Source organism: Noviherbaspirillum sp. (genome assembly GCF_035254685.1).
In the GTDB taxonomy this organism is placed as follows: Bacteria; Pseudomonadota; Gammaproteobacteria; order Burkholderiales; family Burkholderiaceae_D; genus Noviherbaspirillum.
On record NZ_DATFAI010000010.1, the window covers coordinates 1 to 17,724 of the forward strand.

At 61.0% G+C, this 17,724-nt stretch carries 19 protein-coding genes and 1 tRNA gene; 14 read left to right on the top strand and 6 right to left on the bottom strand.

The window, feature by feature from the left end; all coding sequences use genetic code 11:
• Positions 1–28 precede the first annotated feature (28 nt).
• A complete protein-coding gene (locus VJ698_RS24575; RefSeq protein ID WP_414691086.1) occupies positions 29–481 on the bottom strand; it encodes a hypothetical protein in 453 nt (150 codons plus the stop codon).
• On the opposite strand from VJ698_RS24575, the gene rpoD reads away from it, so the two are divergent.
• From rpoD to hemN, 12 genes are all read left to right on the top strand, one after another.
• Positions 438–2,576, top strand: a complete 2,139-nt coding sequence (gene rpoD, locus VJ698_RS02170) for an RNA polymerase sigma factor RpoD (protein WP_414691087.1) — start codon at positions 438–440, stop codon at positions 2,574–2,576. The two genes, VJ698_RS24575 and rpoD, sit on opposite strands and share 44 nt — an antisense overlap.
• Before the next feature lie 64 nt (positions 2,577–2,640).
• Positions 2,641–2,719, top strand: a tRNA-Ile gene (locus tag VJ698_RS02175).
• A 157-nt stretch (positions 2,720–2,876) separates the two neighbouring features.
• Positions 2,877–3,131, top strand: a complete 255-nt coding sequence (locus VJ698_RS02180; protein WP_324101019.1) for a hypothetical protein — start codon at positions 2,877–2,879, stop codon at positions 3,129–3,131.
• Positions 3,132–3,279: 148 nt separating this feature from the next.
• Positions 3,280–3,759 carry an SUF system Fe-S cluster assembly regulator gene (locus VJ698_RS02185; protein WP_324101020.1) on the top strand — a complete coding sequence of 160 codons (480 nt, stop codon included), beginning with the start codon at positions 3,280–3,282 and terminating at the stop codon, positions 3,757–3,759.
• Positions 3,760–3,767: 8 nt separating this feature from the next.
• Positions 3,768–5,216, top strand: coding sequence for a Fe-S cluster assembly protein SufB (gene sufB / locus VJ698_RS02190; protein WP_324101021.1), 1,449 nt, complete (start codon positions 3,768–3,770; stop codon positions 5,214–5,216).
• 16 nt (positions 5,217–5,232) lie between these two features.
• Complete coding sequence (gene sufC / locus VJ698_RS02195) at positions 5,233–6,015, top strand: Fe-S cluster assembly ATPase SufC (RefSeq protein ID WP_324101022.1); 783 nt, start codon at positions 5,233–5,235, stop codon at positions 6,013–6,015.
• Positions 6,012–7,337: a Fe-S cluster assembly protein SufD gene (gene sufD, locus VJ698_RS02200; RefSeq protein ID WP_324101023.1), complete on the top strand. Its 1,326-nt coding sequence runs from the start codon at positions 6,012–6,014 to the stop codon at positions 7,335–7,337. Before sufC ends, sufD begins: the two co-directional genes overlap by 4 nt.
• Positions 7,337–8,599, top strand: coding sequence for a cysteine desulfurase (locus tag VJ698_RS02205; protein ID WP_324101024.1), 1,263 nt, complete (start codon positions 7,337–7,339; stop codon positions 8,597–8,599). Before sufD ends, VJ698_RS02205 begins: the two co-directional genes overlap by 1 nt.
• On the top strand, positions 8,596–9,042 hold the full coding sequence (gene sufU / locus VJ698_RS02210; protein WP_324101025.1) for a Fe-S cluster assembly sulfur transfer protein SufU: 447 nt from the start codon (positions 8,596–8,598) through the stop codon (positions 9,040–9,042). The genes VJ698_RS02205 and sufU overlap by 4 nt, the downstream gene beginning before the upstream one ends.
• A gap of 26 nt (positions 9,043–9,068) precedes the next feature.
• Positions 9,069–9,419 (top strand): iron-sulfur cluster assembly protein, encoded by a 351-nt coding sequence (locus tag VJ698_RS02215; protein ID WP_324101026.1) that lies wholly within the window; start codon positions 9,069–9,071, stop codon positions 9,417–9,419.
• 224 nt (positions 9,420–9,643) lie between these two features.
• A complete protein-coding gene (locus VJ698_RS02220; protein WP_324101027.1) occupies positions 9,644–10,258 on the top strand; it encodes a hypothetical protein in 615 nt (204 codons plus the stop codon).
• A gap of 62 nt (positions 10,259–10,320) precedes the next feature.
• A complete protein-coding gene (hemN, locus tag VJ698_RS02225; RefSeq protein ID WP_324101028.1) occupies positions 10,321–11,742 on the top strand; it encodes an oxygen-independent coproporphyrinogen III oxidase in 1,422 nt (473 codons plus the stop codon).
• Between the two features lie 44 nt (positions 11,743–11,786).
• On the opposite strand, the gene VJ698_RS02230 is transcribed toward hemN, so the two are convergent.
• The 5 genes from VJ698_RS02230 to VJ698_RS02250 are packed head-to-tail and all read right to left on the bottom strand — an operon-like array spanning position 11,787 to position 15,973.
• A complete protein-coding gene (locus VJ698_RS02230; protein ID WP_324101029.1) occupies positions 11,787–12,452 on the bottom strand; it encodes a hypothetical protein in 666 nt (221 codons plus the stop codon).
• Positions 12,449–13,096, bottom strand: coding sequence for an SCO family protein (locus VJ698_RS02235; protein ID WP_324101030.1), 648 nt, complete (start codon positions 13,094–13,096; stop codon positions 12,449–12,451). Before VJ698_RS02235 ends, VJ698_RS02230 begins: the two co-directional genes overlap by 4 nt.
• Before the next feature lie 7 nt (positions 13,097–13,103).
• Entirely contained in the window at positions 13,104–13,700 is a 597-nt protein-coding gene (locus VJ698_RS02240; protein ID WP_324101031.1) for a cytochrome c, read from the bottom strand.
• Positions 13,701–13,715: 15 nt separating this feature from the next.
• The gene (locus VJ698_RS02245) at positions 13,716–14,309 is read right to left on the bottom strand and encodes a cbb3-type cytochrome c oxidase subunit II (RefSeq protein ID WP_324101032.1); all 594 of its coding nucleotides are present in this window, start codon (positions 14,307–14,309) and stop codon (positions 13,716–13,718) included.
• A complete protein-coding gene (locus tag VJ698_RS02250) occupies positions 14,294–15,973 on the bottom strand; it encodes a cbb3-type cytochrome c oxidase subunit I (RefSeq protein ID WP_324101033.1) in 1,680 nt (559 codons plus the stop codon). Before VJ698_RS02250 ends, VJ698_RS02245 begins: the two co-directional genes overlap by 16 nt.
• A 328-nt stretch (positions 15,974–16,301) precedes the next feature.
• Between VJ698_RS02250 and VJ698_RS02255 the strand changes: the two genes are divergently transcribed.
• Positions 16,302–16,631 (top strand): DUF302 domain-containing protein, encoded by a 330-nt coding sequence (locus VJ698_RS02255; RefSeq protein WP_324101034.1) that lies wholly within the window; start codon positions 16,302–16,304, stop codon positions 16,629–16,631.
• Between the two features lie 224 nt (positions 16,632–16,855).
• Entirely contained in the window at positions 16,856–17,686 is an 831-nt protein-coding gene (locus VJ698_RS02260; RefSeq protein WP_324101035.1) for a c-type cytochrome, read from the top strand.
• Positions 17,687–17,724: the final 38 nt, after the last annotated feature.

A 17,724-nucleotide genomic window follows, 5' to 3' on the forward strand; every position in this document is an offset into this window, starting at 1 on the left:
CAGATTCATCGGCTCCACCAAGCGCAATTCACTCGGCGCACGAGAGCAAACCAGTTGGTATTGATTCCATGGCAAACGCAATGAAAAAACCCGCGAAAACGACTGTTACCGCAAAAAAAGCGAAATCGGCTGCAACTAAAATGGCCTCGGCCAAGTCGATGGCAAAGCCTGCCGTGAAGAAGACCGCTGCCGCCAAGCCCGCAAGCAAGGCGAAAACCTCGAACAAAGCCACGACGAAGACCGTTGCCAAGGCGGCATCCAAGATCGCTTCCGCGGCAGCTGCGCCGAAGGCGAAAACTTCATCCCGAGCTGCTGCAAAGCCGGCCGCTCCCGAGAAATTGAAAGCACCTGTGACGACCAAGAAACCTGATTCGAAGACCGCGAGCAAGCCCACGAAAGTGGCGGCGAAAGCCGAGCCCAAGTCCGAAAGCAAAGTCATGGCGGTCAGCCAGACGACCGATGCAGCAGCATTGGCGGCCATCGACACGTCCGGCTACGTGTTGCCGACCGTGAAAGTGCCGGGTCGCCGCGGCCGCAAGCCCAAGGATTTCCAGCCGGAGAACGATGAAGTCGCCGCACTCAATGCCGTCGAACGCGCGGAACTCAAGGCAGCCGACAAGGCAAAAGCAAAGGATCGCAAGGCCAAGGAAAAGGCTCTTCTGAAGGACGCATTCTCTTCCGATACCGAGGCCAGCGAGGAAGAACTCGAGCAGCGCCGCCAGAAGCTCAAGACACTGATCAAGCTCGGCAAGGACCGCGGCTTCCTCACGTATTCCGAAATCAACGACCATCTGCCGGAAAACATCGTCGATCCGGAAGCCATCGAAGGCATCATCGGCACGTTCAACGACATGGGTATCGCCGTCTACGAACAGGCGCCCGATGCCGAAACGCTGCTGCTGTCGGATAGCGTCGCCTCCGTCGCCACCGACGAGGATGCTGAAGCTGCCGCCGAAGCGGCGCTGTCGACCGTTGATTCCGATTTCGGCCGCACCACCGATCCGGTGCGCATGTACATGCGTGAAATGGGCTCGGTCGAACTGCTGACGCGTGAAGGTGAAATCGAAATCGCCAAGCGTATCGAAGAAGGCCTGAAGGACATGATCCAGGCAATCTCGGCCTGCCCGACCACGATCGCAGAAATCCTAGCCTCCGCCGACCGCATCGCCAAGGATGAAGCGAAGGTCGACGAAATCGTCGACGGACTGGTTGACCCGAACGCAGGCGACGATGTCGCTCCCGCTCCTGTTTCCGCTTCCGATGACGACGAAGAAGAGGACGAGGAAGAGGAGGAAGAAGAGGAAGAGGAAGAAGAAACTAACAGTGGTGGTGCTGCTGCTGGCTTCTCTGCAGAGCAGCTGGAACAGCTCAAGCGCGATTCGCTGGCAAAGTTCGACGAAATCTCGTCGCAGTTCGAGAAGATGCGCAAGTCCTACGAGAAGGAAGGCTACAACTCCAAACCCTACGTGAAGGCACAGGAAACCATCTCCAACGAACTGCTCGGCATTCGTTTCACCGCCAAGTTCGTCGAGAAGCTGTGCGACACCCTGCGCGGGCAGGTCGACGAAGTGCGTCATATCGAAAAGCAGATCCTTGAAGTTGCGGTCAACAAGTGCGGCATGCCGCGCGCCCACTTCATCAAGGTCTTCCCGGGCAACGAAACCAATCTCGACTGGGTCGATGCGGAAATCGCCGCCAACGAATCGTATAGCGGCATCCTCGGCCGCAACGCGCCCGCCATCAAGGAACTGCAGCAGAAGCTGATCGACCTGCAGGCGCGCGTCGTGCTGCCGCTGCCTGACCTGCGCAACATCAACAAGAAGATGGCCGCGGGCGAAATGAAGGCGCGCAAGGCCAAGCGCGAAATGACCGAAGCCAACCTGCGCCTGGTGATTTCGATCGCCAAGAAATATACGAACCGCGGCCTGCAGTTCCTCGACCTGATCCAGGAAGGCAACATCGGCCTGATGAAGGCGGTGGACAAGTTCGAATACCGTCGCGGCTACAAGTTCTCGACCTATGCAACGTGGTGGATTCGCCAGGCCATTACCCGCTCGATTGCGGACCAGGCGCGCACGATCCGCATCCCGGTGCACATGATCGAAACGATCAACAAGATGAACCGCATCTCGCGCCAGATCCTGCAGGAAACCGGTGCCGAACCGGATCCGGCCACGCTGGCTATCAAGATGGAAATGCCGGAAGACAAGATCCGCAAGATCATGAAGATCGCGAAGGAACCGATCTCCATGGAAACGCCGATCGGCGACGACGACGATTCCCATCTTGGCGATTTCATCGAAGACAACAACACGCTGGCACCGGCCGATGCTGCCCTGCATGCATCCATGCGCGGCGTGGTCAAGGACGTGCTCGATTCGCTGACGCCGCGTGAAGCCAAGGTGCTGCGCATGCGATTCGGCATCGAGATGTCGACCGACCACACGCTCGAAGAAGTCGGCAAGCAGTTCGATGTCACCCGCGAGCGCATTCGTCAAATAGAGGCCAAAGCGCTGCGCAAGCTGCGCCACCCGTCTCGCTCTGACAAGCTCAAGAGCTTCCTCGAAGGCAGCTAATCGATTAACATATCGGAAATGTTCTTGGGCGGGTAACACCGCCCAAGTCCTTTAAGAGTTATCGGGGCCTCTAGCTCATGCTTGGTTAGAGCAGCGGACTCATAATCCGTTGGTGCCGTGTTCGACTCACGGGAGGCCCACCAGTAAAATCAAGGGGTTACGTTTCGGCGTAACCCCTTTTGTTTTTGAACGCGCATTTCAGAAAAATTTCGCCGTTAAAGATACATTCAAAATGAATCTTATGGTACAGTGTCGCTATACAAGTATTGGACTTGTTATCGACGAACCTGAGGAAAGCAAATGAAATCTGAAACTTTGTCACTGTCGGGTGCGCTGGACGAAGCTGGCGCGATGACCGTTGCACGCGTGCTGAATGCCGTAAAGGGTGTGAGCAAGGTGGCGATTGCCACGGCGGACGCGAAGATCAACATCGACTTTGATGACGATGTGACCTCGCTCCAGGAACTGCGCACCACATTGACGCAAGCGGGTGTCAGCCTGAAGAAGGTTGCACACGGAGAAGAGGGGATGTGCTGCGGAAGCTGCGGTAGCTGATACCGGCAAGCGCGGCAACGCCTTTCTTTCGGAACACGGCGGTACTCGCTTTTCCGTAAAAAAATCCCGGGCAAGCTGCATTTCCTGGGATTTTTAAACCGGTTTTATAGGACTAACTTGGTACTGATTAAGCGCTAGGTGCAAGACCATGTTGAGACTAAGCAAGATGGCCGATTACGGAACTGTGGTACTGACCGCCATGGTCAATGAGCCTGACCGCAGCCGGAGTTCGGCGGAGATCGCAGCAGCGATTCATGTGCCGGCCCCGACCGTCAGCAAGATCTTGAAAATGCTGGCGCGCAGCGGGCTGGTGACATCACTGCGGGGCGCGAAGGGGGGCTATCTGCTGTCGCGTCCGCCAGGAAAGATTTCGATGGCCGACATCATCGACGCCATGGATGGCCCGATTGGCATGACGGAATGCAGCGTAACGCCGGGGCTGTGCGTGCAGGAAACGGCATGCGCGATTCGCGTGAACTGGCAGCGCGTCAATCGCGCGGTGCTGGGCGTGCTGCAGGAGATGACGCTGGACCAGATGGTGCAACCGGTGATTCAGCCGGTCGATGCAAGCGCGATCACCTTGAAGCGGCAAATGAAGGCGGTCAACGCCGGAACGAACAGAGGATAAGGAACATCATGGCTGAAACAATCACCGCACTTGACGAAATGATCGGTGGCGAATACCGGCATGGTTTCGTCACCGAGCTGGAAACGGATACCGTTCCGCGCGGCTTGACGGAAGAAACGATCCGCATGATCTCGGCGCGCAAGAACGAGCCGCCGTTCATGCTGGAGTGGCGCCTGAAGGCCTTTCGCCACTGGCTGACGATGACTGAACCGAACTGGCAGATGGCGAAATATCCGCCGATCGACTATCAGGACATCATCTATTACTCCGCGCCGAAGTCGCTCAAGGACCGGCCGAAGAGCCTCGATGAAGTCGATCCCGAATTGCTGCGCACTTATGAAAAGCTCGGCGTGCCGCTGCATGAGCGCGAGCGCCTTGCCGGCGTCGCGGTGGACGCGGTGTTCGACAGCGTTTCGGTCGGCACGACCTACAAGGACAAGCTGGCGGAACTCGGCATTATCTTCTGCTCCTTCTCCGAAGCGGTGCAGGAGCATCCCGAGCTGGTGCAGAAATACCTCGGTTCCGTCGTGCCGTCATCGGACAACTTCTTTGCCGCGCTCAACTCCGCGGTGTTCTCCGATGGCTCCTTCTGCTACATCCCGCCGGGCGTGCGCTGCCCGATGGAGCTGTCAACCTACTTCCGCATCAATGCGAAGGACACCGGCCAGTTCGAGCGCACGCTGATCATTGCCGACGAGGGCGCCTATGTCAGCTATCTCGAGGGCTGCACCGCGCCGATGCGCGACGAGAACCAGTTGCATGCGGCCGTGGTGGAACTGGTTGCCATGGACAATGCGCAGATCAAGTATTCGACGGTGCAGAACTGGTACCCGGGCGACAAGAACGGGCTGGGCGGCATCTACAACTTCGTGACCAAGCGCGGCGACTGCCGCGGCGCGAACTCGCGCATCTCGTGGACGCAGGTGGAGACCGGTTCGGCCATCACCTGGAAGTATCCGAGCGTGCTGCTGCGCGGCGACAACTCGACCGGTGAGTTCTACTCGGTGGCACTGACGAACAACTACCAGCAGGCCGATACCGGCACCAAGATGATCCATCTCGGGCGCAATACGCGCAGCACCATCGTGTCGAAGGGCATCTCGGCTGGCCGTGGACAGAACGCTTATCGCGGACTGGTGAAGGTCATGAAGAATGCCGAGGATGCGCGCAACCATACGCAGTGCGATTCGCTGCTGCTGGGCGACCTGTGCGGCGCGCATACCTTCCCGTACATCGAGGTGCGCAATCCGACAGCGCGTGTCGAACATGAAGCCACTACGTCGCGCATCGGCGAAGACCAGCTCTTCTACTGCCGCCAGCGCGGGCTGTCGGCGGAAGATGCGGTGTCGATGATCGTGAACGGCTTCTGCAAGGAAGTGTTCAAGGAACTGCCGATGGAATTCGCGGTGGAGGCGCAAAAACTGTTGAGCGTGAGCCTGGAAGGCAGCGTGGGTTAAGAAGGGAATGACAAACATGTTGAAAATTACGAATCTGCAAGCAACCGTCGACAAGAATCCGATCCTGCGCGGCCTCAACCTGACCGTGAATCCGGGCGAGGTGCACGCGATCATGGGGCCGAACGGCTCGGGCAAGAGCACGCTGGCGCAGGTGCTGGCCGGACGCGAGAACTATGAAGTCACCGGTGGCGAAGTGCTGTTCCAGGGGCGCGACCTGCTTCCGCTGGCGCCGGAGGAACGGGCCCGCGAAGGTATCTTCCTGGCCTTCCAGTATCCGGTCGAGATCCCTGGCGTGAGCAACGTCCACTTGCTGAAGGCGGCCGTCAACAATGTGCGCAAGCATCGCGGTCTGCCGGAACTCGATGCGATGGAATTCCTCAAGCTCATCAAGGAAAAGATGAAGCAGATGGAAATGCGGGAAGAGCTGCTCTATCGCTCGGTCAACGAAGGCTTTTCCGGCGGCGAGAAGAAGCGCAATGAAGTGCTGCAGATGGCACTGCTGGAGCCGAAGCTGGCGATCCTCGACGAAACCGACTCCGGCCTCGACATCGATGCGCTGCAGATCGTGGCCAAGGGCATCAATGCCCTGCGCAGCCCGGAGCGTTCAATGATCCTCGTGACGCACTATCAGCGCCTGCTCGACTACGTGGTACCGGATTTCGTGCACGTGCTGTCGAAGGGCCGCATCGTGCGGACCGGCGGCAAGGAACTGGCGCTCGAACTCGAAGAGCGCGGCTACGGCTGGCTGGATGAAGCCACAGCCGTGAAGAAGACACCGGTACGGGCGGGGGCACGATGAACATCGACGCTCGCAGCCACTATCTGACGGACTTCGCACGCGTGGTCGATCTGTTGCCGGGCGCGGGAGTGCCCTGGCTGGCACGCGTGCGGAAGAGTGCGCTGGACCAGTTTGCGCAGCGCGGTTTCCCGACCCGCAAGGACGAAGACTGGAAATACACCAGCGTGGCGGCACTGGAAAAAATGAACTTCCGCGTCGAGCCGGATGGCCGCGCCCACACCGGCGCGAATCCGCTCATGGACCGGTTCGCGCTGGCCAGCGATATTGGCCACGTCCTGGTATTCCACAACGGCCGCTTTGCGCCGTGGCTCTCGGCAATCGGAAAGCTTCCTGATGGGGCGCGGCTAGTCAGCCTTGCCGATGCGCTGGAAGCGGCGCCGGAAGCGCTGGAACCCTATCTCGCGAGCGAGGAACCGCAGTCCGCATTTGGCGCACTCAATGGTGCTTTCATGGCGGACGGCGCCTACCTGCACCTAAAGCGCGGAACCGTGCTGGAAGCACCCGTACACCTGCTGTTCCTCTCGACCGAACCGGGATTTGCGAACCATGTGCGCAATGTGATCGTCGCCGAAGAGGGCGCGCAGGCGACCGTCATCGAGCACTATGCCGGCATCGACGGCGCGACGTATTTCAACAACGTCGTGACGCGCATCTTCGCCGCGGGCAATGCGGCGATCGAGCATCACAAGCTGCAGCAGGAGGGATCCGGAGCGTTCCACGTGGCCGGAATCCACGCGGTACAGCAGCGCGACAGCCGGCTGGAATCGCATTCCATCTCGTTCGGCGCGGCGCTGGCCCGCAACGACATCACGACAGCGTTCGATGGAAACGGTTGTGAAGTCACGCTCAACGGCTTGTACCTCGTCGGCGGCACGCAGCATGTGGACCACCACACGCGCATCGACCATCGCCAGCCGAATGGCACCAGCCGCGAACATTATCGCGGCGTGCTGGAAGGCCAGTCGCACGCGGTGTTCAACGGCAAGGTGATCGTGCAGCCCGGCGCGCAGAAGACCAATGCCTACCAGGCCAACCATAACCTGCTGCTGTCGCGCGATGCGGAAGTGGACACCAAGCCGGAGCTGGAAATCTATGCCGACGATGTGAAGTGCAACCATGGCGCTACGGTCGGCCAGCTGGACGAGGCGCAGCTGTTCTATCTGCGCTCGCGCGGTATCGACGAGGCTGTGGCGCGCAGCCTGCTGGTGCACGCGTTCGCACATGACGTGATCGAGCGCATCCGCGTCGCATCGCTGCGCACCCGTCTTGAACAGATTCTGCTGGCGCGCCTGCCACAGGAAGAACGTATCGGAGAACTGTGATGAAAATGGAAACGGAAGTGCTGCGCAATCCGGGTCAGGTCCACAGCGAAGTCGCGCGCTGGCGCGAGGATTTTCCGGTGTTGCGCGAGACGGTGCACGGCAAGCCGCTGGTGTACCTTGACAACGCGGCCACCACGCACAAGCCGGTGTCGGTGATCGAGGCGGAAGCGGCGTTCTACCGCCACACCAATTCCAACGTGCACCGCGGCGTGCATACGTTGAGCCAGCGCGCCACCGACCAGTACGAAGAGGCGCGCGAGAAGGTGCGGCGCTTCATCAATGCCGCGAACACGAAGGAAATCATCTTCGTGCGCGGCACGACGGAAGCGATCAACCTGGTGGCGCAAAGTTTCGGACGGCCGCGCCTGACCGCGGAAGACAACATCATCGTTAGCGCGATGGAGCATCATTCCAACATCGTGCCATGGCAGATGGTCTGCGGACAGACGGGCGCGGAGCTGCGCGTGGCGCCGGTGAACGAAGCCGGCGAGGTGGACGTCGAGATGCTGGGACGCCTGATCGGGCCGAAGACGAAACTGGTCGCGATTACGCATCTGTCAAACGCACTCGGCAGCATCACGCCGGTGAAACGCATCATCAAGATGGCGCATGCGCAGCAGGTGCCGGTGTTGCTGGATGGCGCGCAGGCCATCGCGCACCTCGGCGTGGACGTGAAAGCGCTCGACTGTGATTTCTACGCATTCTCCGGCCACAAGATTTATGCGCCGACCGGTATCGGCGTGTTGTACGGAAAGGAAGCCTGGCTGGATGCGATGCCGCCTTACCAGGGCGGCGGCGACATGATCAGTTCGGTCACCTTTGGCGAGACGCACTATAACGACCTGCCGTACAAGTTCGAGGCTGGCACGCCGAACATTGCCGGTGCCATCGGTCTTGGGCATGCGCTGGATTATGTGTCGTCGCTCGGCATCGGCGCGATTGCGGCGCATGAGCATGACCTGCTGGAATATGCGACCGGGCTGGCGAACGGCATCAAGGGCCTGAAGATCATCGGTACTGCGCGTGAGAAGGCGAGCATTTTGTCGTTCACGCTCGAAGGCGTGCATCCGCATGATATCGGCACCATCCTCGACCATGACGGCATTGCCATCCGTGCCGGCCATCATTGCGCGATGCCGATCATGCAGCGTTTCGGCCTGGCCGGCACGGCGCGTGCCTCCTTCTCGCTGTACAACACGCGTGCCGAGGTCGATGCATTGATGGCGGGAATTGCCAGGGTACAGGAGATGTTTCAGCGATGAGCGATCTGCGTGACCTTTACCAGGAAGTGATCTTTGACCACTACAAGAAGCCGCGCAATTTTCATGCGATGGCCGATGCCAATCATGTTGCGCACGGCCACAACCGCTTGTGCGGCGACAAGTTGACTGTCTACCTGCACCTCGAAGGCGATGTGATCCAGGACGTCAGCTTTGAAGGCAACGGCTGTGCGATCTCGACCGCATCGGCGTCGCTGATGACCGATGCCTTGAAGGGCAAGAAGGTGGAAGAGGCCGAGCACCTGTTCGAGGAATTCCACCACCTGGTGACGCACGACGATGCCGAACCGGCGCCCGACCTGGGCAAGCTGGAAGTGCTGGCTGGCGTGCGTGAATTTCCGGCGCGGGTGAAGTGCGCGACGCTGGCCTGGCATACCCTGCAGGCGGCATTAAAAGACCGCGCCGCGCCGGTGACCACCGAGTAACTATTGATTCGAAGCGAGATGCAACCATGGATCTGGACAATGCAAACGTGGCGCAGGAAGCGGCCGTGAACGAAGAGGAATTGCGGGAAGACATCATAGCCGTGATGCGCACGATCTATGACCCGGAAATTTCCGTCAACATTTTTGACCTCGGGCTGATTTACGTGCTCGACATCGACCCCGAAGGGAACGTGCAGATCGAGATGACGCTGACAGCGCCGGCATGCCCCGTCGCAGGCACTTTCCCGGGTGTGGTCGAGGGACGCGTGGCCGAAGTGCCAGGCGTGAAAACGGTGCACGTGGAGCTGGTCTGGGAACCGCCGTGGAGCATCGATTCCATGACGGATGAAGTGAAACTCGAGCTCGGATTGCTTTAAGAGCGCGGAATCGTCGTTCCCACGAAGGCGGGAATCCATAGTGCGATTGATATGTCACTGCATTTACTCTCATTACCTCAGCATGGGTTCCCGCCTTCGCGGGAACGACGGGGAGAGGTAGGGGTACTGCACAGAGCCATGGCCCGCCTGCGAAGACGAGCGTGTTTTCGCGTTGTATTAAATAACTTTTGTCTGTCCGCTTAATTTTTTCAAGACAACACCCTATGAACCATCCTGCCTTCTTCGACCAGGCCCCTGTCATCACCGTCCATGACGGCCTCGCCGAGTTCCTCGGCGCTTGCAGCGACGGCATCATCACGTACCGCTATGTCGATGCGGTGCGGCTAGCCGGGCATTCCTGCCCGACCGTGGCCGGTGCCTATCTCATGACCCGCAAGGCGCTGTCCTTGCTGTATCCGAACGAGACGCCCGAGCGCGGCGCGGTGCAGGTGCGCTTTGCCCTGCCGGCCGATGAAGGCGTGACGGGCGTGATCGGCAGCGTGGTCAGCCTGATCACCGGCGCGGCCGGGCCGGGCGGGTTCAAGGGCATCGGGCGCAAGTTCCGCCGCCAGGACCTGATGTATTTCTCCTGCGCGGTCGAGGGCGAGGTCAGCTTCGAGCGGCTCGACAACGGCGCCTCTGTCCAGCTTGGCATGCATATGAACCATGTCGAGGGCGATCCGCGCGCCGGCGGCTTGCTGCGCAAGCTGCTGGAAGGCGTTGCCACGCCCGAGGAGGGCAAGCAATTCGCGGCACTGTGGCAGGACCGGGTACGCCGCATCCTGCTCGAGCATGCGGATGACCCGGAGTTGATCCTGGTCAATGCAGCCACCGTCTGACCGCGAGGAAACTTGTCCGGGTTAAATGAGGTCGTACGACGACAGCCAACTTGCGGCAAAATATGCCGCAAGATAACCTTTTGGATATTCCCGTGACTCAATCCCTGCCAGACATCGAGCTCTCCGAAGAGCTTATCCGCCGCTTCGACAAGCTCGGCCCGCGCTATACGTCCTACCCGACCGCAGACCGCTTCAATGCCGGCTTCACCGACCAGACCTACCAGACCTACCTGAAGCAGCGCGCCGGGGGCGGTGCCAATCCGCCCTTGTCGATCTATCTGCACCTACCGTTCTGCGAATCGCTCTGCTATTTCTGCGCTTGCAACAAGATCATCACGCAGGACCATGCGCGCGTGGCCGAGTACCTGCGCTATCTCGACAAGGAGATGGCGCTGGTAGCGTCGCAGATCGGGTCGGACCGCAAGACAGTGCAGCTGCACCTGGGCGGCGGCACGCCGACCTTCTTCAATGCCGGCGAATTGCGCGAGCTGATGGACATGGTGCGCAAGCACTTCGAGTTCACGCCGGACGCCGAGCTCGGCATCGAAATCGATCCGCGCACGGTGCGCGACGGCACACTGGAAATGCTGGCCGGTCTTGGTTTCAACCGCACCAGCTTCGGAGTGCAGGACTTCGACCCGGAAGTGCAGAAGGCGGTCAACCGCATCCAGCCGCTGGAAATGGTGGACAAGTGCGTGAAGGATGGCCGCCGTTCAGGCTTCCAGTCCATCAATGCCGACCTGATCTACGGCCTGCCGAAACAGACGCTGGAAAGCTTTTCGCGCACGCTGGATAGCCTGATCCAGGTTTCGCCGGACCGCATCGCGCTGTACAACTATGCGCATCTGCCGAACCGATTCAAGGCGCAGCGCCTGATCGTGGCATCGGACCTGCCTTCGGCCGAGGACCGCCTGCAGATTTTCCTGATGTCCACGCGCCGCCTGCTGGAGGCCGGTTATGTGTACATCGGCCTGGACCACTTCTCCAAGCCGGACGACGAGCTGAACAAGGCGCGCCTGGACAAGACGCTGCACCGCAACTTCCAGGGTTACACCACGCGTGCGGAATGCGATCTGATCGGCTTCGGCGTGTCGGCCATCGGCAAGGTCGGCAGTTCGTACAGCCAGTCGGTGCGCACGGTGAAGGCCTATTACGAGCATCTCGATGCCGGACGCCTGCCGGTCGAGAAAGGCTTTGAGCTGAGCCAGGACGATCTGCTGCGCCGCCAGATCATCATGACGCTGATGTGCAGCGCGCCGCTGGAGTTCGAGGAAATCAACCGCAAGTACGGCATTGATTTCGAGAGCTATTTTGCGAACGAGATGGCGACGCTCAGGCAGTATGAGGAAGCCGGCCTGATCACGATCGATCCCACGGCGGTGCGCATCACGCCGAAGGGAAGGTTGTTTGTGCGCGCTGTTGGCATGGCCTTCGACAAGTACCTGACCCAGCCGACGACGTCGACGTATTCGAAGCTGATCTGATGGAAGGCGGTGTGTGCTGTGCGCGAACCTGCGCACGGCGCATGCTACCGGATGTTTGCCTCGGCGGGACGGGAAGCTGCGAGCTTGCCGTCGTCCGTCTGCCCGTCTTTGAAAAACTCCCTCACCTGTTTCTGGCTCGCGCACCATAGCGCGGGGACTACGATCGCAAGCACCACCAGCCCCACGCCTGCCACCACCTGGTCGTCGATCAGGTAGAAGTTGCACAGGCGCGTCGACGTGTCCTGGTAGAGCATGCCGACGATGGCCATCATCGAGGCGAAATTGCCGAGGAAGAAAAGCTGCAGGATGATGTTGGCGCGTGACAGCGACGCGGGCAGGTGAAGCCCCGCGATGAAAAGCGTTGCGAACTTGGCGAGTTCCACGGTGCCTGATGCGACTGCGCTGTCGAGCGCGCGGGGAATCATCCAGTAAGCCGTCACCAGCACGAAGATCGCCAGGCCAGCCAGGCCGTATTCGTCCCACGAAGCCGCATAGCACCGCACCGCCTTCATGCGTGGCAGGTGCGTGAGGCATCGATGCCATGCTGCACCGGAGGCCAGCAGCATCGGGATCTGCACGAGCATGTGCCGCGCCATGGTCAGTTCGAGGTGCTGCCGGAACAGGAAGGCGGTGAGCAGCAGCAGGGCTGCGAGTGCGGCCCATCCGCATGCCCTTGTTGTTTCTGAAAGATGACGCGTCGGTTGCTTCATGACAGAGGATGGCGGCGGGCGGCGGATTCGCGCCCGATGGCGAGCGCATGCGCCAGCGCCACATCGGGCTGGTCGTAGTCGATAATGCGCGCCAATTGCCCGTCGGGCGTAACGATGTGGAAAGCTGCGTTGTGCTGGAATTCGCCGAGCGGTGCCGGTATCACGGTGATGCCGAAGGCATCGAGCAGTTCGCTGCGGTGCTGCGCGTCGGTCACGCGCGCGAAGCGCCATGCGCCGGGCGACGCGTGCATGTGTTTTGCATAGGCGGCCAGCGCGCCGCGGTCGTCGGCAGGGTCGAAGCTGATGCTCAGCAGGCGCACCTGAGACTGCAGTCCGCGCGAGCGGATGGTGTCCTGCAGCTGCTGGAACTCCGACCCGACTGCGGAGCAGACCGTGTTGCAGCGGGTGTAGAAGAAGACAGCGATGGTCGCGCGCCCGTCCTCGCGCAGCGCCTGCGCCAGTGGCAGCGTGGTGCCGTCTTCGTACTGGATCATGCTGGCCGGAAGCCGCCGGGGATGCTCGTGGATCGCCAATCGCCGCGCGTCTTCGGTGGTGACGACGCGGAAGCCGTCGGTGACGCGCCACGCGGCAAAAAGCGCCAGCGTGGCGACCAGCAGCAATGCCAGCAAGGTCTTTGCCGGCATTCCCGCCTTATTTGAGCTTGGCGAGCTCATCGTCTCCGGTCCATGGCGTGGTGCGGCCCTTGGTCGACTCGCGCGCGGCCTTGACGGCAGCTTCGTCGACCTTGCCCGCGCTGTTGCCGAACTGGGTGCGCACGTGGCTCAGCACGGCGGCGATCTGCGCGTCGCTCAGCTTGTCGCCGAAGGCTGGCATGGCGCCCTGGTAGGCCTGACCCTTGACGGTCAGCTTGCCCGAGATGCCATGCAGCAGGATGTTCGCAGCCAGCGAATCCTTGCCGTTCACCCATTCCGACCCCGCCAGCGGCGGGAACACGCCCGGCACGCCGCTGCCGCTGGCCTGGTGGCAGGCCGCGCATTGCGCGCCGAAGATCTGCGCGCCATCGACAGCGCCAGCGCCGCCCCCTGCCTGCGCCATCAGTTCCTTGCTGGTGCGGCTGTCGCCCAGCGACGGGTCGGCACTTGGATGCGCCATGAAGATGTAGCCGACCGCCCATAGCAGCGCGAGGCTGACCACGGCGATCACTGTGCGCGGCACCGGCGTGCCGCTTTCATGCGGATCAGGGTGCTCGCGCAACTGCGCATCGGCTTGATTGATGTCCTGGATCATGTCTGAACTCCGTGATTATTTCTTGACGTCGTCGGCGGTGATCGCCGGGTAGGTGTGGTCGAGTCCGAGCAGGTACTGCGTCAGGTCCAGCGCCTCCGGCTTGGCGACGATGACCTTGCCCGGCGGAGCGACGCCCGGCGGCAGGTTCACCACGTGGTCGCCGCTGTCGGCCTTGTCCTTCACTTCGAACAGGAAGGGATAGGACGGCATGATGCTGCCCGGCGTATAGGCGCGCGGCTGGTAAAGGTGGCCGAGCTGCCAGTCGGCGCTCGGCTGCCGCGCCCCGATGTTGAACAGGTCGGGGCCGGTGCGCATGGTGCCCAGCAGGTGCGGGCTGTCATAGTAGTAATCCGCCGCGACCGAGGCGCGTCCCCAGCCGCGTTGCGTATCCGGCGCCTGCGTCGAGGCGCGCGGCTGTTGCGAGTGGCAGTAGAGGCAGCCGTTCTTGATGTACTGCTCGCGGCCGCGCAGCTGCGCGGAGGTGTAGGGCTTCAGGGCTGCCGGCGGCTTGAGGTCGGACAGTTGCAGGTACGGCATGATAACCAGGGTCGACGTTGCAAGTGCCAGCGTCACCATGGCGCCGGTCAATAGTTTCAGTTCGTTTTCCATGAGAATTCTCGCGGCAGGGAGACAACGGGAGCAGGGGTGTGCAGCAGGGCGGCGCCGATGCGGCGCGGGCCATAGCGCAGGGCCATTGCGACGAAGTGGAAGGCGAAGACCAGGTGGCCGAGCGTCATGACGGCGCCGCCGATGGAACGGCCTTCCAGGTAGGGGATGGTGACGTTCACCGAGTCCATGAAGGGCTTGGTCGCATCAAGCATGGCCAGGCCTTGCAGCCAGCCGCCGATGGTCAGGCTGACTACATAGATCGAGAAGCCGGCCACGACCAGCCAGAAGTGGGTGGCGATCAGTTTCGGATACGGCCATTCCCAGGCCATCACGCGCGGCATCACGAAGTACACGGCACCGAACATGACCATCGAGAAGAAGCCATACAGGCCGAGGTGCGCATGTGCCACGGTGTAATGCGTGAAGTGGGTGATGGTGTTCACGCTGCGCAGCGCTTCCAGCGAACCCTGGATGGAGCTGACGGTGTACATCATGCCGCCCAGGACGATGAAGCGCAGCGTCGGCGAGTAGATCAGCGTCTTGAAGCTGCCGCGCATGGTGAGGTGCTGGTTCACGGAGAAGGAGATCACCGGGATGATCATCATCACGCTTTGCACGATGGACAAGGTGATGAGCCAGCCGGGCACCGGGCCGCCGATCAGGTGGTGGCCGCCGACCTGGCCGTAGAAGAAGGCCAGCGTCCAGAAGCCGAGCAGGGACAGGTTGTACGACTGCACCGGGCGGCCGATGATTTTCGGCAGGAAGTAGTAGACCGAAGCCAGCGCCATCGGAGTGTAGAACAGGCCGAGCACGTTATGGCCGAACCACCAGTTCATGGTCGCCTGTTCCACGCCGAAATGCAGACCGGGGATGTTACCGATCAGGAACAGGGTGGGGAACCAGAACAGCGCGGCGCCCATGTACCAGATCGACACGTAGAGATGCTCGACGCGGCGGTTCTGCAGCGTGAACACCAGCGGCAGCGCCACCAGCAGGCCGCCGATGACCAGCAGGATGTCGACTTGCCACGGAATTTCCAGCCATTCCATGCCGTCGTTCAGGCCGACGGCGATGCAGCCGAGGCCGGCGATCAGGCCGGCATTCCAGACCATGGCGCCGAGCACCGCGAAGCGGCCGCCGATCAGCGGGGTTTTCAGCAGGCGCGGCAGCATCCAGATGGCAATGCCGAGCGCGGCCATCGGCGCCCAGCCGTAGGCCACTGCGTTGAGGTGGATGGTGCGGATGCGGCCGAAGGTCAGCCAGGCCTGGTTGACCAGCCAGTCGGGCTCGTGCAGCTTGATCGAACTGATCAGGCCGGCGCTGGATGCAACGATCAGCCATACGACCGCGCATGCCAGGAACACGAAGGCCACGAACGCTGTCGACTTGTCAGCCTCGATGCGCTCGGCCAGTTCCTGCGAGAGCGTGGCCTGTTGCGCGGCGTCGAGGGCTGCCGGGCGCTCCGTGGTCGCGTCCTGCAAACCGGCGCGCTGGGCGGCGTCGGCAGCGGGCTCTTCGACCCGCCCGATCTCGCCCGGGGAAAAGATCACCTTGGCGGCTGCGGGATTGGCATCGAACAGCCGCTTGCGTAGCGACCAGATGAAAAAGAATAGTCCTGTGATGGACAAAACGAAGGATGACAGCAGTATGGTTGCAGTGTCCATGGTTCTGAAGTTGGATGGTGGGGAAATCGGATACCGGAGTCGCCCGATTTGCTCAGTAAATCTTGACCTGGGTCATTTGAGACAAGGGGTTCTCTGTGGTAAAAGCGAAGCCATTATAAGATACATCGACGATATTTGTTTGATATACGCCAAATATATATTAATACTTAGGCATATACGCAACAAGTAATGCGATGATTGGCACTACAGGGAACCGTAATGAGGTGTTTGTGTTGCATGTTCGATATTGCCTTGGAGCCAGACTATGAAGAACGGATATGGATTCGGAAAAACGGTAAACGTTTCATTCGATGATGCAATTAGCCGCGTGACTGCGGCCCTCCAGGCCGAGGGCTTCGGCGTACTCAGCGACATTGATGTCGCTGCGGCATTGAAAAAGAAGATCAACAAGGACATCCCGCCCTATCGCATCCTCGGCGCCTGCAATCCTCCGCTGGCCGACCGCGCGATCGGCATGGATCCGTCGATCGGCCTGCTGCTGCCCTGCAATGTGCTGGTGCGGCAGGACGGCAGCGGCGCGGTACATGTCGAGTTCATGGACCCCGACGCCGTGTTGAAACTGGTCGAGGCGCCCGGCATCGACACCCTCGCACACGATGTGCGGCAGCGGCTTGAGAGAGTGATGGCCGCGCTGTAGTCGCCTGATGCCGCTCGTCTCTTGTCTGAAAAGATAGAACTTTTGACATTGCGGCCCGGTCATACTTTCACGCGGAATAGATTGTTTTCCTTGAAAGCGATCGCCGCGTGGAAATTCCTTTGAGGTTGAACCGGTGCGGCGCTGGTGCGGGCGCCCGTCAATCGGACGCCTGCCGATGCGCTCGTCACTTGCAAAATGAACCAGTCTTGCAGGGAGGACAAACCATGTCGTATCGCTCGCTCGCGGCGCTCATCCTGACCGGCGCGATTTCCAGCATCGCCCACGCGCAGACCGCTGCGCCACCCACGGCCGAATTCAAGGTGCCCGACGAATCCTCGATCCCGTCGGGGCCGAAAGGCGACGCCATCCGCAACGGCAAGCTGCTGCTGACCGAAACGCACCAGCGCCTGCCGAAGAACGTGGGCAACAAACTGACCTGCTCCAATTGCCACCTCAACGCCGGCACTACGCCAGGCGCCTCACCGTGGGTCGGCATCTGGGGCGTGTTTCCCGAATACCGTACGCGCAATGCCAATGTGAATTCCTTGCAACAGCGTGTCAATGACTGCTTCCAGCGATCGATGAACGGCAAGCCCTTGCCTTACGATTCGCGAGAAATGAACGACATCCTGTCGTACATGCAATGGCTGTCATCCGGCGTGCCCACCGGTGTCAGCGTGAAGGGGCGCGGATTCGGACAGATCAATCGCGAGCTCGTACCGAACGCGGCACACGGCAAAGAGGTTTATGCAGCGAAGTGCGTCGCCTGCCACGGGCCGGACGGGCAGGGCGTGAAGAATCCGAACGGCAGTTATGCCTTCCCGCCGCTGTGGGGCAAGTATTCCTTCAACGTCGGCGCGGGCATGGCGCGTACTTATACGGCCGCGGCATTCGTCAGGCACAACATGCCGCTCGGACAGCCGGATACGCTCACCGAACAGGAAGCGGTCGATGTGGCGGAATTTGTCACGCACCAGCCGCGACCCGACTACCCGGCGAAGGCCAAGGACTGGCCGAAGGGTGACAAGCCCAAGGATGCTCGCACGCAAGGCTGAGCGCATTCTGCGGCGGCTGACGTATGCGACCGAAGCAC

What these genes read in the sequence shown, in the direction of transcription:
- rpoD (WP_414691087.1), top strand. Translation starts at nt 438, where the DNA reads ATGGCGGTCAGCCAGACGACCGATGCAGCAGCATTGGCGGCCATCGAC.
- VJ698_RS24575 (WP_414691086.1), bottom strand. Translation starts at nt 481, where the DNA reads ATGGCCGCCAATGCTGCTGCATCGGTCGTCTGGCTGACCGCCATGACT.
- VJ698_RS02180 (WP_324101019.1), top strand. Translation starts at nt 2,877, where the DNA reads ATGAAATCTGAAACTTTGTCACTGTCGGGTGCGCTGGACGAAGCTGGC.
- VJ698_RS02185 (WP_324101020.1), top strand. Translation starts at nt 3,280, where the DNA reads ATGTTGAGACTAAGCAAGATGGCCGATTACGGAACTGTGGTACTGACC.
- sufB (WP_324101021.1), top strand. Translation starts at nt 3,768, where the DNA reads ATGGCTGAAACAATCACCGCACTTGACGAAATGATCGGTGGCGAATAC.
- sufC (WP_324101022.1), top strand. Translation starts at nt 5,233, where the DNA reads ATGTTGAAAATTACGAATCTGCAAGCAACCGTCGACAAGAATCCGATC.
- sufD (WP_324101023.1), top strand. Translation starts at nt 6,012, where the DNA reads ATGAACATCGACGCTCGCAGCCACTATCTGACGGACTTCGCACGCGTG.
- VJ698_RS02205 (WP_324101024.1), top strand. Translation starts at nt 7,337, where the DNA reads ATGAAAATGGAAACGGAAGTGCTGCGCAATCCGGGTCAGGTCCACAGC.
- sufU (WP_324101025.1), top strand. Translation starts at nt 8,596, where the DNA reads ATGAGCGATCTGCGTGACCTTTACCAGGAAGTGATCTTTGACCACTAC.
- VJ698_RS02215 (WP_324101026.1), top strand. Translation starts at nt 9,069, where the DNA reads ATGGATCTGGACAATGCAAACGTGGCGCAGGAAGCGGCCGTGAACGAA.
- VJ698_RS02220 (WP_324101027.1), top strand. Translation starts at nt 9,644, where the DNA reads ATGAACCATCCTGCCTTCTTCGACCAGGCCCCTGTCATCACCGTCCAT.
- hemN (WP_324101028.1), top strand. Translation starts at nt 10,321, where the DNA reads ATGCCGCAAGATAACCTTTTGGATATTCCCGTGACTCAATCCCTGCCA.
- VJ698_RS02230 (WP_324101029.1), bottom strand. Translation starts at nt 12,452, where the DNA reads ATGAAGCAACCGACGCGTCATCTTTCAGAAACAACAAGGGCATGCGGA.
- VJ698_RS02235 (WP_324101030.1), bottom strand. Translation starts at nt 13,096, where the DNA reads ATGCCGGCAAAGACCTTGCTGGCATTGCTGCTGGTCGCCACGCTGGCG.
- VJ698_RS02240 (WP_324101031.1), bottom strand. Translation starts at nt 13,700, where the DNA reads ATGATCCAGGACATCAATCAAGCCGATGCGCAGTTGCGCGAGCACCCT.
- VJ698_RS02245 (WP_324101032.1), bottom strand. Translation starts at nt 14,309, where the DNA reads ATGGAAAACGAACTGAAACTATTGACCGGCGCCATGGTGACGCTGGCA.
- VJ698_RS02250 (WP_324101033.1), bottom strand. Translation starts at nt 15,973, where the DNA reads ATGGACACTGCAACCATACTGCTGTCATCCTTCGTTTTGTCCATCACA.
- VJ698_RS02260 (WP_324101035.1), top strand. Translation starts at nt 16,856, where the DNA reads ATGTCGTATCGCTCGCTCGCGGCGCTCATCCTGACCGGCGCGATTTCC.